The sequence below is a fragment of the Candidatus Margulisiibacteriota bacterium genome, assembly GCA_028715625.1.
GTDB lineage: Bacteria > Margulisbacteria > Riflemargulisbacteria > GWF2-35-9 > GWF2-35-9 > JAQURL01.
Genome location: JAQURL010000001.1, coordinates 1 through 17,419, shown reverse-complemented (window position 1 = coordinate 17,419; position 17,419 = coordinate 1). Strand labels below are relative to the sequence as shown.

Sequence of the window (17,419 nt, the reverse complement as noted above, 5' to 3'; positions counted from 1 at the left end):
TGCAAAAACGCTAAAAATAGCTGGTAAAAAATGTTTATATTTGCGATATATTGAAAAAAATAGGTTGACAATAGCAAATGATTTTTTTATACTAATTAATCAATTATAACCAAGGAGGTCACAATGAGCCATATTAATAATCCTTTAAATCTTTACGGAACAAATGTTTTTAATGATGCGGTAATGCAGGACAGATTGCCAAAAAATGTATATCAGAAACTAAGAGAAACTATTGAGGAAGGTAAAGAAATAGACCCTTCCATAGCTGACATTGTAGCAAATGCCATGAAAGACTGGGCAATGGAAAAAGGAGCCACTCATTATACCCATTGGTTCCAGCCATTAACAGGGCTTACCGCAGAAAAGCATGATTCTTTTCTGAAACCGCTGGGGTGGGGCAAAGCGATATATGAATTTAGTGGTAAAGAGCTTGTAAAAGGTGAACCGGACGCTTCTTCCTTTCCATCCGGCGGCATACGAGCTACATTTGAAGCCAGAGGTTATACAGCCTGGGATTGTACATCTCCGGCATTTTTAAAGGATGATAGCGAAGGAACAACCTTAACAATTCCCACTGCTTTTTATTCCTATACAGGTGAAGCACTGGACAAGAAGACTCCGCTTCTCAGGTCCATGAACGCAATTTCTGACCAGGCTATAAGGGTATTAAAGATATTCGGTAACAATAAAGCCACAAGAGTTACATCTACAGTAGGGCCGGAGCAGGAATATTTTTTAATCGACAGAAATTTTTATGAAGAAAGACTTGACCTGATAACCTGCGGTAGAACTTTGTTCGGCGCACCGTCACCAAAAGGACAGGAGTTGGAAGATCAATATTTCGGCAGTATTCGTGAAAGAATTGCTGCTTATATGCATGAAGTGGATGAAGAACTCTGGAAACTGGGCGTTTCCGCCAAAACCAAACACAATGAAGTAGCACCTGCGCAATATGAAATCGCAGTCGTTTTTGAATCTACCAATATCGCAACTGACCACAATCAGCTGGTTATGGATGTGTTGAAGAATGTCGCAATCAGGCATGATCTGGTTTGTCTGTTACATGAAAAACCATTTGCCGGGATTAATGGCTCCGGGAAACATAACAACTGGTCTCTGGCTTCCAATGATGGACAGAACCTGTTAGAGCCCGGGAAAACACCACACGCTAATTTACAATTTTTGGTATTTTTAATGGCAACACTTGCGGCAGTTGACCGCTATGCTGATTTGCTCAGAACATCAACGGCCAGCGCTGCCAACGATCATCGCCTTGGCGCTAATGAAGCACCACCGGCAATCATCTCCGCATTTCTGGGAGATCAACTTACAGAAATCCTGGAAGGTATTGAAAAAGGAGTTTTCAAGGCAGCAAAAGTAAATGAGACATTGAATATTAATGTAAAAACTTTGCCGGTATTACCAATGGATAACACAGATCGTAACAGGACTTCTCCTTTTGCTTTTACCGGAAACAAATTTGAGTTCCGTATGGTAGGATCCTCAGCTTCAATATCCGGTTCTAATGTTGTATTAAATACAATAGTGGCTACAACACTGGATGAAATTGCTAGTGAGCTGGAAAAAGCTGACAAGAAAAAACTGGAAAAAGTAATTCAGGATATACTGGTTCGTTTAATAAAGAAGCATAAAAGGATTATTTTTAACGGCAACAATTATGCTGAGGAATGGTTGAAAACAGCGGAAAAAAGAGGATTGCCAAACGTTAAAACTACTCCTGAAGCGCTCAAAGCTTATATTAAACCTGAAAATATGAAAATATTTGAAAAGTTTAAAGTTTTAAGCAAAAAAGAGCTGGAATCCAGATATGAAGTTTATCTGGAAGGATATTGGAAACAAGTGAATATTGAAGCTTTGACCATGGTTAACATGGCTACGAGACAGATTGTTCCTTCTGTAAGTGAATACCTGAATGCACAATGCACTTTAGTGGCAAATCTGGAAGAATCAGGGCTTAAAAACAAAAAGCTGGCTGAAAAAGTTAAGGATTTAAACAATGACCTGGAAACATTACTTGATAAAATCGATGTGTTGCAGAAAGCAATAACAGAAGCACAAGCTCTGGATCATGCTGACAAAAAGGCAATGAAATATAAAGATAAAGTTATCCCGGCCATGAACAATCTTCGTGTGATTGCAGACCAGATGGAAGCAAAAGTAGGCAGTGGCTATTGGCCAATTCCTACCTATGCCGAAATGTTGTTTTTGAGCTAGGTAAAAATTTTCTATTGATACAGGACTAAAGGAAGGGACAAAATTTTGTCCCTTTCCTGCTTTGTAGAACCAACCAGGATATGTTAAACTTATAGAGGAAATTAATTCCGATCATTTCAATATAGAAAAGAGGAGAAGTGAATGAAAGTTGAGAACTTGAAGCGTCAGGGAAATCTGGTTTCATTTGACGTAGAAGAAAATTATATAGAACTGGAACCCTTTGTGGACAAAAAATATAAAGAGCTGGTGCAGAAGGTAAAAATTCCCGGATTTCGTCCAGGGAAAGCACCGAAGGGTACTTTTATTACACATTATGGCTATGAAAGATTGGCCAATGAAGCTTTTATGGATATGCTCAATGAGATTTATCCTAAAATTATAGCCGAACATAAAATTGATGTTATTGATTTTCCGTCTGATATAAAAGTAATTCAACTGGAACAGAGCAAGCCGATAAAAGTATCTATAGCAGTGGAAGTAAAGCCGGATATTAAACTCAGCAAGTATAAAGGCCTGAAACTGGAGAAAGAAGCAGTAAAAGTTAACAAAGAAGATGTGGAAAATGAAATTAAAAGTTTTCTGGAAGGATACGCTACTTATGAAGATGTACATGAAGGTACAGCCAAAGACAATGATATTGTAACTCTGGATGTAGAAGCTAAAGTGGATGATGAAATTTATGACAAATGGACCAAGCAAAGCGATATATATAAAGTAGGGACCGGAAGTATTTCTAAGGAATATGATGATAACTTGACGGGAATGCAGATCGGGGATTCCAAAGAGTTTGTAATATCCTTTGGTCAGGACGACAAAGTAGATGAGAAAATTGCCGGTAAAGCTGTCAATTTCAAGGTGAAATTGGAAAAGATCAAAGTTAAAAAAGTGCCGGAGCTAACTGATGATTTTGTTGCCGGCAAAACTGACAAAATGACAGTTGATGACTTCAGAAAAGCTACCGAAGAGAAGCTTAGAGCAGGAAAAGAGGTCGCGGCTGATAATAAGCTTAAAGAAGATGTAGGCAACTGGATCATCGAAAATGTTGAGGGTGAAATTCCTGAAGTTATGATCAAAAAAGAAACCGATTATATGCTTAGGCGTATGGAACTTGGTTTGCGTCAGTACAACATGCCTTTATCAACTTATTTGCAGATAACCAAGAAATCCCTTGATGACTTGAGAAAAGATTATCGTGACGAAGCGCAAAAAAACGTAAAATATTTGCTTGGTTTGGAATTCATAGCTAAAGAAGAAAATGTAGACGCTACTGAAGAAGAGATTAGAGAAGAAATAGAAGAAAATGTTAAATCTGAAAAAGATGAGCAGAAGAAGGAGCAGCTCAGGAAACAACTGGAGCAACTCAGAGAAAATATTCGCGAAACTATATTACATAGAAAAGTTATTGATTATTTGATTAATAATGCTAAAGTTAAAAGAAAATAATTTTTTAAGGAGGAACTGATTATGTTAGTACCTATGGTAATCGAACAAACCGGTAGAGGAGAACGTTCATATGATATTTATTCACGTTTGCTCAAGGAAAGAATTATCTTTCTGGGCGGCGAGATAGACGATCACACCGCAAATCTTGTGGTTTCGCAGCTGCTTTTTCTGCAGGCAGAGAACCCGGAAAAAGATATTTATATGTACATCAACAGCCCTGGTGGTGTGGTCACTGCCGGCTTGGCAATTTATGATACTATGCGCTATATTAAAACTCCGGTTTCCACTATTTGCTTCGGACAGGCTGCCAGTATGGGTGCAGTTCTTCTGGCATCAGGGACTAAAGGGAAACGTTTCGCGTTGCCAAGTTCCAGAATAATGATCCATCAACCGCTGGGTGGAGCTCAGGGCCAGGCAACCGATATTGAAATTCAGACCAAGGAAATATTACGTATGAAAAAATATTTAAATGATATTCTGGTGGATTCTACCGGAAAACCTCTGGAAACAATTCAGAAGGATACGGACAGAGACTTTTTCTTGTCTGCTGAGGAAGCCAAGGAATATGGCCTCATTGATGAAGTGCTGGTGTTGAAGGAAGTTAAAAAATAATCAGAACATATGTCAGACAAGGGAAAAATTAAATGTTCTTTTTGCGGAGTTGAAGAAAAAGAAGTTCCGTATATTTTTAAAAGTGAATACGACACCTTTAAGGACAAAGTTTATATCTGTGACAAATGTCTGGAAACAGGTCATAAAATTGTTCAGAATTCTCATGCCGGAAGCGATTTTAATTTAAATCTGGTTAAGCCCAAGGAAATAAAGTCTTTTCTGGATCAATACATAATCGGTCAGGAAAAAGCCAAGAAAGTTATTTCTGTTGCCGTATATAACCACTTTAAGCGGCTTATCAATGAAAAAAGTAAAGGAATTGTTGAAAGTATCGAGATACAAAAATCCAACATTTTGCTGGTTGGACCGACAGGCAGCGGTAAAACATTGCTGGCTCAGACATTGGCCAGGCTTCTGAACGTACCTTTTACTATTGCTGACGCAACAACGTTGACAGAGGCAGGTTATGTTGGGGAAGATGTGGAGAGCGTGATTTTCAGGTTGTTGCAGATCGCCGGGGATGACGTGGCCAAAGCAGAAAAAGGTATTGTCTATATAGATGAGATAGACAAGATATCACGCAAAAGTGAAAATCGTTCGATTACACGTGATGTTTCGGGCGAAGGTGTGCAGCAGGCTTTGTTGAAAATTTTGGAAGGTACGGTAGTAAATGTGCCGACTCATCCCGGCCGAAAACATCCGCATGATGAGTTTGTACAGGTAGATACCTCCAATATTCTGTTTATTTGTGGAGGAGCTTTTGACGGACTGGAAGAAATTGTAGACAAACGGCACAATAAAAAATTAATCGGCTTTATCAGTGAGGAAAAAAATCTTGTGGAAGTTGAAGACCGCATAGAATCTGAAGACCTGATTAAATATGGAATTATTCCGGAACTTGTCGGTAGGTTGCCTATTGTTACTCAATTGAAGGAGCTTACGGAGGACCAGCTTGTGCAGATTATGACAGAGCCCAAGAATGCTCTGGTCAAACAATATCAGAAATTAATGGAAATTGATGAGGTGAATCTGAAATTTACAAAAGGAGCTCTGAAACTTATTGCCAAACTGGCTATACAAAAGAAAATGGGTGCTCGCGCACTGCGTTCGATTACCGAAATGCTGATGCTGGACTTTATGTATGAGATACCATCACAATTAAAAAAGAAGAAAGATATAATTATTAGCACGCAGACGATCCTGGGAAAATTCCCACTGGCCAAGCAGATCGTTAAAGATGCAGCTTAAATATCCGATAATTCCTCTAAAAAATATTGTAGTTTTCCCGGGAATTATTATCCCTATTTTTATCGGCAGGGAAAAATCAATCAAGGCGCTGGAGTTTGCGCAAGCTGAGCAGAGCAAAGTAGTGTTCTGTTTGCAGAAAACTAACAGTGATGATCCTAAAACAAACGAAATCCATGAAATTGGTGTGTTGGCGGAAATTGTCAGCACAACCAAAGTTGACCCAAATACATATAAAATACTGGTAAACGGAGAAAAACGCGTAAGTGTGCTTTATGAGCGGGACGAAGAACAACAACCATATCTGGAAGGTTATGTCAAAGTGCTGGAAGACGTTCAGGATTTCGCCTCACAAGCTGAAATAACTGATTTTATTCAACGGGTATATAAACAGTTGGAAAACTATCTGTCGCTTAATAAAAATCTGCCCTCGGATATCATTAAAGAAATAGTACAAAAGAATGATGTTTTGTCGTTTATCTATGCTCTTTCGCACTTTTTAATGTTTTCAGTAAATGACAAACAGAATATTTTGTCTATTGCTGGTCTTAAGGAAAGATTGACCGTAGTTTTTGACCTGTTAATCAAAGAGATAGATATTCTGAAAGTGGAAGACAAACTGCACTCGACTATCAAGGAAAATATCGGCAAGACGCAAAAAGAATATTATTTAAAAGAAAAAATTAAAGCTATTCAGGAGGAATTGGGTGAGTCTTCTGACTATGATGAACTGGTAGAATATCAAAAGCGGATAGAAGCCGCGGAAATGCCTGCGGAGATAAAAGAAAAAGCTCAACGGGAATTAAGAAAGCTCAGCAAGATTTCCAATATATCTTCGGAAGCCGGAATTGTTAAAACTTATTTGGAATGGTTAATTGAGATACCCTGGCAACAGACTCATCAGAAAGATTTCGCTATTTCCGAGGTTGCTACGCTGTTGGACGCCAAGCATTACGGGCTGGATAAAGTTAAGGAACGTATTAAGGAATTTCTGGCTGTTTATCAGCTGACCCAGGATATTCAGGGTTCCATCCTCTGTCTGGTTGGCCCGAGCGGAGTAGGTAAAACCAGTATCGTGAAATCTATTTCCGAGGTTATGGGTAGAAAATTTATCAAAATTTCCTGCGGAGGAATGAACGATGAAGCCGAGTTAAGAGGGCACAGGCGCACATATGTAGGCGCTATGCCGGGCAGGATTATACAGGCAATACGCAACGCCCAGTCAAAAAATCCTGTGGTCCTGCTGGATGAAATAGATAAAATGACGCGTAATTTCCAGAGCAATCCCACAGCGGTTTTGTTGGAGGTGCTGGATAAGGAGCAGAATAAAAATTTTTATGACTATTATCTGGAAGTTTCATTTGACCTGAGCGATTGTTTATTCATTGCTACGGCCAATAATATTTATGATATTCCTACGCCGCTTCTGGACCGCATGGAACTTATTTATCTTTCCGGATACAGTCTGAATGAGAAGCTGGTAATCGGGCGAGATTATTTGTGGCCCAAGGTTTTGAAACAACATGGCCTAACCGGCGATCAACTAAATATTTCCGAGGAAGCGCTGGAATACATAATTACTTATTACACAAAAGAAGCCGGGCTCAGAGAACTGGAAAGATGCCTTTCCGCAATTACCAGAAAAATTGTAATCAAGGTTTTACAAGAGCGAAATAATTATGAAATTAAACCTGAACATTTGCAGGAATTATTGGGTCACCCCAAATATAAATACAGCTTGATCCCGAATGAAGCTGAAATCGGAGTAGCATTGGGGCTGGCCTATACAGAACATGGCGGATCGGTGATGCCCATAGAAGTCAGTGTTTTTCCGGGCAAGGGTAATCTTAAATTAACCGGGAAAATGGGAGATGTGATGCAGGAATCCTCACAGACCGCCATGAGTTATATTCGGCTGATCTCCAAAGATTTGGGACTAAAGAAAGATTTTTATGAAAATGTTGATTTGCATATTCACATCCCCGAGAATGCGATAACTAAAGACGGGCCTTCGGCCGGAGCGGCTATCGCTATGGCCCTGGCTTCGGCTTGTACGAAAACCGCGATAAGTAACCAGGTGGCCATGACCGGAGAAATCTCTCTGCACGGTAAAATATTACCTGTAGGGGGTTTGAAGGAAAAGCTGCTGGCTGCGGAAAGACAAAATTTGAAGAAAGTTTATGTGCCCAAAGATAATCTGGACGAGGTAGAAGAGGTTAGAAAATATTTTCGTACCCCCATCGCGGTTATCGGTATCAGTCATATTGATGAACTCTTGAGGCAGGAACTGAAAGGATACGAGGGCGCGAAAAAGTTGCAAACATGGTTGTAACTTGTGCCTGAATTTATTTGGGACTCGCAAATAATACTTGTAAAGACTAACATAAAACAATAAAATTAAAATAATGGTCTTTAAACTTTTAACAGACAGAAAAAAAACCAGAGAAATCGCTTCCTTTTATGAGAATAAAAAGAAAATTCTTTATCATCAGGACGTTTTTTTAAATACCTACCTAAAAAAATTCAGTATTTCCAAATATTTGCTGTTTGTAAGGAAGGACAACGCTTTCATCGTCGCCACCTATAAAGGATATTTAAATAACGAAGTGGAAAATTTAAGTTTTTCTGTTGATAGTATGATCGTTGATTTTCTGCAAGGACATCATTTAATGGCGGATATTGAAGTCGTGAATGAATATTACCGTGATGCGGTTTTTTTACCCAAGTCTTTTAATAGTGTAATTAAAGATGAAAAGCAGATTTGGGAAAAATTAGGTATAAATTACTTTTTCCCTGTTTTTAATGACAACAATGAAATGATTGCTTTCATGCTCTGCAAAGGCCAATTTATTAATGCCAAACCTGATGATCTGGTCAACTTTTTAAAGATTGTTTATGATTGGTCAAAAAGCTACCATAACCTCTATGTAGATAATGAAACCAGACAGGAATTAACCAAATATCAATCTTTTATGGACTATACTTACAAGTTAACCCAATGTAATGATATTGAAGCTGTAAGTGAAGAAATTCTTATTTATTTTTCTAATTTGTTTAAATCAACCAAAAGCATAATGTTTGTTTTAAATAAGGGGTTTTTTATCCCGGTAAAACATTTGCATATAGACATGATAAAATCATATCCGCGAACAGTTATCGAAAAAGTAAAAAAACAGCAATTTCTGGAAATCAGAGAAATAAAAGATTTATTTTTTGAGGAATTCGGTCGGGGGCCAGTCCGTCTGTTATTTATTAATTCCAAATGTTTTCTGGCCCTGAAACACGTTTTTACTTCACACCTGAGCGAACAATTTTTAAACGCGGTAATATCTTTGACTAACAAAATGTTAACATGCCAACAGGAAAGCTAATTGAACATAGCGCAGTTATCAGCAATACCAAGGTTGCTGAGGAAACTTATTTAATAAAAATTGGCTCTTCGCACATTGCCAAAAAAATCAATCCGGGTCAATTTATTAATATTTCTATCGGCACACAATTTACCGACCATCTGTTAAAAAGGCCTTTTTCCGTATACGACACAGGCCCGGGCCACCTAAGCATACTTTATAAAGTTAAAGGCGCCGTGACCGGACAAATGACAGATCTTAAAAAAGGAGACAAGCTGGAAATGGTTGGTCCGCTGGGTAACACATTCAGTAATTTCGGGAAGAAAACAATTCTGCTGGTAGGCGGAGGTATAGGGATCGCTCCACTGATGCTGGCTGCCAAAACACTAAAGAAAAAAAATAAGCTGATAATTTTGCATGGAGTAAGAACAAAAAAGGAAGCAATTTCCTGGGGGCAGACAAAAGTAAAAACGCATATCGATGAAAACAAAGGTCATTTTGTTTGCGAGGAAACAGAGGATTATATAAAAAAATATAGCGTGAACGCTATACTGACCTGTGGCCCTATCCCAATGATGAAAAGGATTGCCGAGGTGGCCAGGTTGTATAATGTATTTGTGGAAGCATCACTGGAAGCAAGGATGGCCTGCGGTTTTGGGGCCTGTGTAGGTTGCGCCATAGAAAGTAAACAGGGCTTTAAAAAAGTATGTACAGACGGACCGGTTTTTAAGGGAGAAGAGTTGTGGTAAGGGAAGCTCGGAGCTCAGGGCTCGGTCGCCCCGCAAAGCATGGCTGCTCTGAAAAGGTAAGGTTGAAAGTTTAAAGATTAATGTTGAATTCAGGTGAAAGAAAAATATGACAAATTTGAAAGTTAAGTTGGGTAAGCTGGAACTGCAGAACCCGATTATTACTGCCTCGGGGACGTTCGGTTATGGTGAAGAATTTGAAGATTTTTTAAATATCGACAAATTAGGCGCGATTACTTTAAAAAGCATTACTTTGAAGCCAAAAGCAGGAAATTTACCGCCGCGTATAGCTGAAACCCCATCAGGCATGATGAACTCCATCGGCTTGGAAAATAAAGGGCTGGAGTCATTAATAAACGTTACTCTGCCTAAATTAAAAAAATATAAAAAAGTAAAAGTGATTGCCAATATTGCCGGTCATACAATTGAGGAAAACGTGGAATGCGCCAGGCAGCTTAATAATCAATCACGGGTAAACGCACTGGAAGTGAATATTTCCTGTCCGAATGTGGATAACGGAGGACTGGCTTTTTGCTTTAATTTGGCCGATGTCAGGGTGCTTGTTGAAAAAATAAGGAATGTTTACCTGAAACCATTGATTGTTAAATTGTCCGCCAGCGTACCGGACATTTTGAAACTGGCTGAAACCTGTGTTAACGCCGGAGCGGATATATTGTCTTTGATAAATACAGTTCCTGCTTTGGAAGTGGATGTAGAAAAGAAGGCATTATTTTTCAAGCGTGGTTCCGCCGGTCTTTCCGGTCCGGCTATCAGGCCAATTGCCTTGAAAGCAGTGTATGATGTAGCACAGAAATTTGACGTTCCGATTATCGGCATGGGCGGGATAAGCTGTTTGGAGGATGTGTTGAAGTTTTTAATTGTTGGAGCTGACGCAGTATCCATAGGTATGATGAATTTTGTTAAACCGACGATATCCCAGGATCTGGTAATGGAACTGGAGAAGTATTTAAAAGAGAAGAAGATGAAACTGTGGGAGATGCGACTGAACTCATCCCCCGGCCCCTTCTCTTGAAAAAGAAGGGCAGTTCATAAGGATTTATCCCCCTATCTTCATAAGAGAGGGGCAAGGGGTGAGTTAATGAAGGCTACTTTGACTTTTCTGGGTACAGGTACTTCCGGTGGTGTTCCGGAAATAGGTTGTGATTGTGAGGTTTGCAGAAGCACTGATCCCAAAAATAACAGACTGCGCACATCTGCCTGGCTTCACAATAAAGATATCAGTGTTCTGTTTGATTGTTCTTCGGATTTTAGACAACAAGCATTGAAATTCGGGATAAAGCATTTGGATGCGGTTTTTGTTACCCACACACATCATGATCACATATCCGGTGTAGATGACCTGAGGTCTTTTTGTAACTATAATGAAAAAATCAAGGTTTATATAAGACAGTCTGAGGCTGAGAATTTTCGGCGAACCTATCATTATATGTTTGAACCGTTGACCCAGATAGGAGGGGGTATTCCCAATATTGATCTTTTGGAGATTTATAATAACGAAAGATTTATGATAAAGAATGTTATTTTTGAACCGTTGGAAGTTTTCCATGGGATACTACCGATTCTGGGCTATAAGTTCGGTAATGTTGTATATATAACAGATGCTAAGTCGCTACCTGAGTCGACAATTGAAAAAGCCAGTAAGATTAAATATTTGATAATTAATACCTTAAGATACAAAGCCCATGAAACACATTTAAATATTGAAGAAATGCTGGAAGTTGTAAAGAAAATCAAGCCGCATCAGACATTTTTAATACATACGACCCATCAGATGGATTATGAAAAAGTAGCCGGTGAGTTGCCTGACAAGATCAGAATGGCTTATGATGGGATGGAATTGGAAATTGAGGTTTAGATAGCTGGAGTTAATAAGGCCGAAAGGATGGAAAGGAGGGAGTCCTGTACATCCTTTCGGCGATTAAATAAACAGCTAGAAGCTGTTATTTATTCCCTAAAAAAATAAAGATCAACAAACAACCGATAACAACAATTATAAATAAAATAAAATTGAAGAGAGTAAAAACTTTATTTTCTTTAATCGGTTCTGTCATTTTATTCCTCCCTTATTTTTAAAATAAAAAAGCCACCATCTGACATAGTCAGATGGTGGCCCGGCCATCTAAATCCTCCAGCGAAATTAATCTCTGGACCCTTTAATAAATTAATTTAAATTATAAAAAAAAGCCTGGAAATAGTCAATCAGATTGTAAATGCTACTGGTCTTTAAACTTTACATACGTGTTTAAAAATGCTACTTTTAAAGCCAAGATGATAGTAAATTGAAAAGAAAGGAGCCCGCTATATGAAAGTTGGACTTATGGGTTTTGGTAAAACAGGGAAAGCGGTAGCAACAATTCTTTTGAGAAGCAAAGATACTTGTTTGGAGTGGGTTATTAGGCGCTCAAATAAGCTGGAGCATCGTTCTATTCCTGAGTTTCTTGGAGAAGAATCTGATGAACCAGGTTTAATATATTCAAGCGCAACCATTACCTGTAATGAATTGTTAAACAAACACCCTGTAGACGCAATTATTGATTTTTCATCTGAAACAGGTATTGAATATTATGGAGAAGAAGCAAAAAAAAGAAAAGTCAGTATCATTAGTGCCATTTCAAAATACCCTGATGACAAATTGGCATACTTAAAAAAACTGTCAAAACAAACCAGGGTTATACATTCACCCAATATAACACTGGGTGTAAATTTTTTAATAATTGCAGCGAAGATATTGAAAAATATATCTCCGAATACTGACATTGAAATAATCGAAGAGCACTTCAAGACTAAACCGGAAGTATCCGGAACCGCTAAAGTGATAGCCAAACAACTTGATGTACACGAGCAATCAATCAAGACAATTCGTGCCGGAGGAATTATTGGGACACATGAAATATTATTTGGTTTCCCTTATCAAACAGTTCGGTTGAAACATGAGGCAATTTCCAGAGAAGCATTTGGTAATGGTATATTATTTGCCGTAAAGAACTTGCCAGATCAGCAAACAGGATTATTTACAATGGAAGATTTGCTCTATCCATACTTCCATGTGAATGATACTGAAAAAGATTTTGAAAAGAGCCATAAAAAACCCTGGTGGAAAATGTGGTAAAAGTTGCCGGGGGATAGTTAATATGTTGCTTTTAGATGGCAATCAGAAATTGAGATTAACTTGATTCCAGTGTATGGTACGGTTAGGATATTAATATGGAAAAAGAATTTAAAAAACTGATCATTGATTCGCAAATACATCAAATTAGAACGCAACATGAAAATAACAAAGAATTTCTGGCTTTTATAGAGGATAAAAGTAAGGAGAATAAGGTTATGCTAAAGAAAAAAAATGAACTGATCATTGAAAAAAGGGAAAATATGCGGGGAGGAAAAGGAGCTATTATTTTCGAACACTATTTTACCCAGAAAGAAATACAGGCAAATTGCCGGCTATGCGCGAAAATCACAGTTCCCGTGGGTGGAAGTATCGGTCTGCATCGTCATGATAATGAAGACGAGGTTTTTATTATTCTTAAAGGCCAGGGCATTTGTGATGACGGTACAAAAAAGTCACAATTTTCAGCAGGAGACGCTTTGCTTACTGTAAGCGGCGGAAGCCATTCCATAGAAAATACAGGCAAGGAAGATATAGAGTTTATCGCTATAGTTATGCCCTATAATAAATCCGTAGAATGATTATCGGCAAGCGTCTGGTTTCGTCTTCAGCAACCTATTTTGGCCCTGGTAAAATTATGGAACTGCCTGTTTTTATCAAGTTAATGGGTACCGGCGTAGTGGTGCATGGTCGTTCCTTCATGAAAAAAAAGCAATGTGTAGATTTAAAAAAAATCCTCAAATCCCAAGTGCATTTTAATCTTTATGAAGGCTTTGAGCCGCGTTTACGGGACATTCGTGAGCTCATAGAATTCAGTAAAAAAAAGAAAGCACGCTGGATAGCCGGAATAGGAGGCGGGGCTGTAATGGACCTGGCTAAAGCCGCGGCGGGCTTGTATCATGCCAATCAGGACCCGGAATATTATCAGAACGGCGGTATATTGGAAAGAACGGGTATTCCTTTTATCGCAGTGCCTACCACAGCAGGTTCCGGCGCTGAAGCCACTATTAACGCGGTAATCATCAACGAAAGGACCTCAGAAAAGCTTTCCCTGGCTGACGAATCTTTTATCGCGGACAAGATTATCCTTGATCCTGAACTATTAGCGGGAATTAGTCCAACTGTATTGGCGTATTCAGGCTTGGACGCGATTACACAATCAATAGAATCATATTTTTCCAGGAACGCTAACTGGTATACAGAAACTATGGCCTTGAAATCATTTACCCTGCTGATTTCTAATATTGAAGCTGCCTATGAAGTTGTAACAAAAGGGAAGACTGCTAACCCGGAAATCTTTTCGAATATGCTTCTGGGCAGCTATTTGTCGGGCTTGGCTTTTACCAACTCCCGGCTTGGTGTGGTGCATGGGATGGCTCATCCGCTGGGAAGTTATTATCAAGCTGCTCACGGGCTGGTTTGTGCTTTATGCCTGATCCCTGCTTTAAAAATAAATCAAAAGTTTGTAGAAAAAAAGTATCAAGACCTTTCCAGGATAGCAGGCGATGATCTGATAAAAAAAATAGAAGTTTTAAAACAACTTTTTAAAATACCTGAATTTTTTAAAGGGAAAGAAATAATTAAAAAAGAACAAATCATCAATTACACAATAAATTCCGGCTCTACCAGGGCTAATCCCAAGGACATAACCCGGGAAGATGTGGAATGGTTGTTAAAGCAGCTTTTTGAGGTATAATGGTCCTCGTTAGTTTCTGGGGATAAAATGCTAAGATTCGGTTTTTTACTTTTAGTCTTTTCTTGTTTTGCTCTTGCGGCCAAGGCAGAGAGTGGCAAAGAACATTCCTATATAATTAAAGATATATTTAATATTTCCTGCGATATAAAGCAGGGTAAATATTCTCTGAATTATAAAATATTAAATTCATCTGATAATGTGGAAATTATAACAAGCTGCAACCTGTATTGGGATGAAAAATACGGGCCACAGACAGGAATAGCCTCCTCTTACGGTAAGGAATTCCAATATAAAGAGACTACAAACGGTGAACTTTATGACATGCACCAATTAACTGCGGCTCATAAAAAATTACCGTTCGGCAGTATTGTTAAAGTTACCAATCTGCAAAAAGGCAAAGCGTTCGGGAAAGTGGTGTTTGTGCGTATCAATGATCGTGGGCCTTTTGTGAAGGGGAGGATTATCGACCTTTCCAAGGCAGCTGCAAAGGTTATCGGAATGCCGGCCGGCCTTTTTAAAGTTAAGCTGGAAATAGTGAAGTGTAAGGACCTGGATATTTCCAAAATAGTTATAACCGAATAGATATAATTATCGACCATATGTTAAAATTTATTTATGCGGATAGTTAAAGGTTTATTATTCGGACTGCTAGCAGGAATTCTGGATGTTCTACCTATGCTTGTGCAGAGATTAAGCTGGGACGCTAATATTTCCGCTTTGTCTTTATGGATAATTTCTGGGTATTTAATAACCGTAACTGATATTAAAATTAACTCTGTGCTAAAAGGTTTGCTGGTATCTTTTCTGATCCTTATGCCATGTGCGGTACTAATTGGCGCAAAGGAACCTTCAAGTTTAATCCCAATTAGTATTATGACAATAATTCTTGGCAGTGGTCTGGGTTACGTTACAGGCAGGTTCAACAAGTAAACCTTATCTGCTGATACTTTCTTGGAATTGTTACAAAATTAGCTTCCTGCTATAATACTTCGGAACCGGAAACATAACCGATAAGGCCCCATCGTCTAACGGTTAGGACACCAGCCTCTCACGTTGGTAATACGGGTTCGATTCCCGTTGGGGCTACCAATTTATACTTATAACTAATTGTTTTCCAATGGGGCTCTGTGTCGTTTAGTTATTTTGAGTTTGCAGTGTTATTGGTTTTACATACTGTCGTGACGTAGCTATAGATGAAGACATACATTCAACAAATTACCAAAGAAATTTTGATTATAATAATACTGAGCAAGATGTTATTATTACTTCATGGCGCTCAAAGCTACTATCTATAAAGCTGAACTTATTATAACTGACATGAGCAGAAATTATTATGAGCAACACAATCTTACACTGGCCAAACATCCTTCTGAAACCGATGAACGCTTGATGGTTCGCTTGTTAGCCTTTGCTCTTTACGCTAATGAAAGACTGATATTTGGGAAAGGCATTGGTGCAAACGAAGAGCCGGACCTTTGGCTTAAAGATTTGACAGGCGCTGTAGAGCTATGGATCGATGTCGGACAACCTGACGAAAGGGCTGTTTTAAGAGCCTGTGGCCAAGCTAAACAGGTTGTTCTTGTACTTTACGGCCCACATACAGACCTGTGGTGGAGGCATAATCATAAAAATTTTCCCACGAAGGAGAATTTAACAGTCATTCAGTTAGCATATAAAGACACTCAAGTAATGGCTGCCATGGCTGAACGCAATATGAAGCTTACGTGCAGTATTGATGATGGTCAGATATTATTAAGCTGTGAAAGTATTAACCTGAGTATTGAACCTGTTTTTTTACAACAGCCGAACGGATTCAAGCGCCAACTTTAGCCGATGTATCTATTACTTTTTTTATAAGGTCCTTACCTATAACAGATTGAATCTTGTTCCATAAATCAGGTTTTGATGCGGCCAAATCATCCAGCTGTTTGCGGGACCAGACGGCTACTGTCAGAGGGCTGTCGGCCAACACATCGGCAGTTGCTTTCCCATGTGTTAAGTAGCTCATTTCCCCAATAAAATTACCGCGAGATAAATTGTTTATTATTTTCTTGTCCTTACAGACAGAAGCTTCTCCTGAAGTTATAAGCATAATCTGGTCTTTGGTGTCATTTTCTTTAATTATTAGGGAACCTTTTCCAAAAATTATTTTTTCGCCGGAATTCCAAAATTTCAAGAATTCCTGTGGGGTTAATATGGAAAAGAAATCCTGATATAAGTGCAATAGTTCACCATGCAGCTGAATAGGCATTCTTTCTAAAACGATTAAAATAATCCAGATAATATTTATCAGTATAAAGACTGAATACCAAAAAATTGCTACGCTATTATGAGCGTGCTGCGCATAGTAAATCATAAGTACTTGCGAGGTCATGATCATAAAACGCAGGATGAGTATGTCTTTAACTACTAAAGCCAGGAAATTTAAAAAGTAACCGACATTTAGGATTAATTCTGGTGTCATCAGAATAAATATACCACAAGAAAAACTTATGGTTAAGAAATTGCTTTTAAATTTTTACTTTTGTGCTGGAATTGTTGTTGAAAGTTGCTGAACCGCTTGCAGTACTATTTCAGATTGAATAACAACACCTGAACGTGGACCAAACCGGTATGAACAATGCGGAAATTTTTCCAGGTCAAGCACGGATTCGGGAAAGCGACGACACACATCAGGGCGATCTTTATAATTGGAACAGCGAGAATTTTTTCCCAAATATTTGCAGGTAAAAATCCACTCACCTTTTTCGTCGACTGTTTTTTGGGTCCAGTTTTCATTGCGCTTGTCCAGATTTATAAACAGCTGATAATCCTCTTCATTAGATACGGGTTTTTCTTCTTGTGCCAAACGCATGTTGGTACAGCATGTTCTCTCGGAAATTCCACCGCAGCCTGTGCATGAACCTTTGCGCTTCAAAGTGGCAATTGTAATTTTGCGCAGGACAAATTCTTTTTTGGAGTTTAG

Annotated in this window: 17 protein-coding genes and 1 tRNA gene; 16 read left to right on the top strand and 2 right to left on the bottom strand. The window is 38.6% G+C overall.

What is annotated here, in order from left to right; all coding sequences use genetic code 11:
* Positions 1-123 precede the first annotated feature (123 nt).
* The 16 genes from PHV30_00090 (at position 124) to PHV30_00015 (ending at position 16,284) form a co-directional block, all read left to right on the top strand.
* Positions 124-2,235 (top strand): glutamine synthetase III, encoded by a 2,112-nt coding sequence (locus tag PHV30_00090; GenBank protein ID MDD5455412.1) that lies wholly within the window; start codon positions 124-126, stop codon positions 2,233-2,235.
* A gap of 141 nt (positions 2,236-2,376) precedes the next feature.
* On the top strand, positions 2,377-3,678 hold the full coding sequence (gene tig / locus PHV30_00085) for a trigger factor (protein ID MDD5455411.1): 1,302 nt from the start codon (positions 2,377-2,379) through the stop codon (positions 3,676-3,678).
* Positions 3,679-3,693: 15 nt separating this feature from the next.
* Positions 3,694-4,290, top strand: a complete 597-nt coding sequence (clpP, locus tag PHV30_00080) for an ATP-dependent Clp endopeptidase proteolytic subunit ClpP (GenBank protein ID MDD5455410.1) — start codon at positions 3,694-3,696, stop codon at positions 4,288-4,290.
* A gap of 9 nt (positions 4,291-4,299) precedes the next feature.
* Complete coding sequence (gene clpX / locus PHV30_00075) at positions 4,300-5,538, top strand: ATP-dependent Clp protease ATP-binding subunit ClpX (protein ID MDD5455409.1); 1,239 nt, start codon at positions 4,300-4,302, stop codon at positions 5,536-5,538.
* Positions 5,528-7,867: an endopeptidase La gene (gene lon, locus PHV30_00070; protein ID MDD5455408.1), complete on the top strand. Its 2,340-nt coding sequence runs from the start codon at positions 5,528-5,530 to the stop codon at positions 7,865-7,867. Before clpX ends, lon begins: the two co-directional genes overlap by 11 nt.
* Positions 7,868-7,940: 73 nt before the next feature.
* The gene (locus PHV30_00065) at positions 7,941-8,906 is read left to right on the top strand and encodes a hypothetical protein (GenBank protein MDD5455407.1); all 966 of its coding nucleotides are present in this window, start codon (positions 7,941-7,943) and stop codon (positions 8,904-8,906) included.
* Positions 8,888-9,634 carry a dihydroorotate dehydrogenase electron transfer subunit gene (locus tag PHV30_00060; GenBank protein ID MDD5455406.1) on the top strand — a complete coding sequence of 249 codons (747 nt, stop codon included), beginning with the start codon at positions 8,888-8,890 and terminating at the stop codon, positions 9,632-9,634. The genes PHV30_00065 and PHV30_00060 overlap by 19 nt, the downstream gene beginning before the upstream one ends.
* Before the next feature lie 106 nt (positions 9,635-9,740).
* A complete protein-coding gene (locus tag PHV30_00055) occupies positions 9,741-10,664 on the top strand; it encodes a dihydroorotate dehydrogenase (protein MDD5455405.1) in 924 nt (307 codons plus the stop codon).
* 66 nt (positions 10,665-10,730) lie between these two features.
* Complete coding sequence (locus PHV30_00050; GenBank protein ID MDD5455404.1) at positions 10,731-11,507, top strand: MBL fold metallo-hydrolase; 777 nt, start codon at positions 10,731-10,733, stop codon at positions 11,505-11,507.
* A gap of 447 nt (positions 11,508-11,954) precedes the next feature.
* On the top strand, positions 11,955-12,761 hold the full coding sequence (locus tag PHV30_00045; GenBank protein ID MDD5455403.1) for a dihydrodipicolinate reductase C-terminal domain-containing protein: 807 nt from the start codon (positions 11,955-11,957) through the stop codon (positions 12,759-12,761).
* Positions 12,762-12,856: 95 nt separating this feature from the next.
* Complete coding sequence (locus PHV30_00040; GenBank protein ID MDD5455402.1) at positions 12,857-13,339, top strand: cupin domain-containing protein; 483 nt, start codon at positions 12,857-12,859, stop codon at positions 13,337-13,339.
* Positions 13,336-14,454 (top strand): iron-containing alcohol dehydrogenase, encoded by a 1,119-nt coding sequence (locus PHV30_00035; GenBank protein ID MDD5455401.1) that lies wholly within the window; start codon positions 13,336-13,338, stop codon positions 14,452-14,454. Before PHV30_00040 ends, PHV30_00035 begins: the two co-directional genes overlap by 4 nt.
* Positions 14,455-14,481: 27 nt before the next feature.
* Complete coding sequence (locus PHV30_00030) at positions 14,482-15,036, top strand: septal ring lytic transglycosylase RlpA family protein (protein MDD5455400.1); 555 nt, start codon at positions 14,482-14,484, stop codon at positions 15,034-15,036.
* Between the two features lie 33 nt (positions 15,037-15,069).
* Positions 15,070-15,384, top strand: coding sequence for a hypothetical protein (locus PHV30_00025; protein ID MDD5455399.1), 315 nt, complete (start codon positions 15,070-15,072; stop codon positions 15,382-15,384).
* Between the two features lie 84 nt (positions 15,385-15,468).
* Positions 15,469-15,543, top strand: a tRNA-Glu gene (locus tag PHV30_00020).
* Positions 15,544-15,723: 180 nt separating this feature from the next.
* On the top strand, positions 15,724-16,284 hold the full coding sequence (locus PHV30_00015) for a YaeQ family protein (GenBank protein MDD5455398.1): 561 nt from the start codon (positions 15,724-15,726) through the stop codon (positions 16,282-16,284).
* On the opposite strand, the gene PHV30_00010 is transcribed toward PHV30_00015, so the two are convergent.
* Positions 16,268-16,918, bottom strand: a complete 651-nt coding sequence (locus PHV30_00010; GenBank protein ID MDD5455397.1) for a cyclic nucleotide-binding domain-containing protein — start codon at positions 16,916-16,918, stop codon at positions 16,268-16,270. The genes PHV30_00015 and PHV30_00010 overlap by 17 nt on opposite strands.
* Before the next feature lie 54 nt (positions 16,919-16,972).
* On the bottom strand, positions 16,973-17,419 hold a 447-nt coding region (locus tag PHV30_00005; GenBank protein ID MDD5455396.1), incomplete at its 5' end, for a YkgJ family cysteine cluster protein.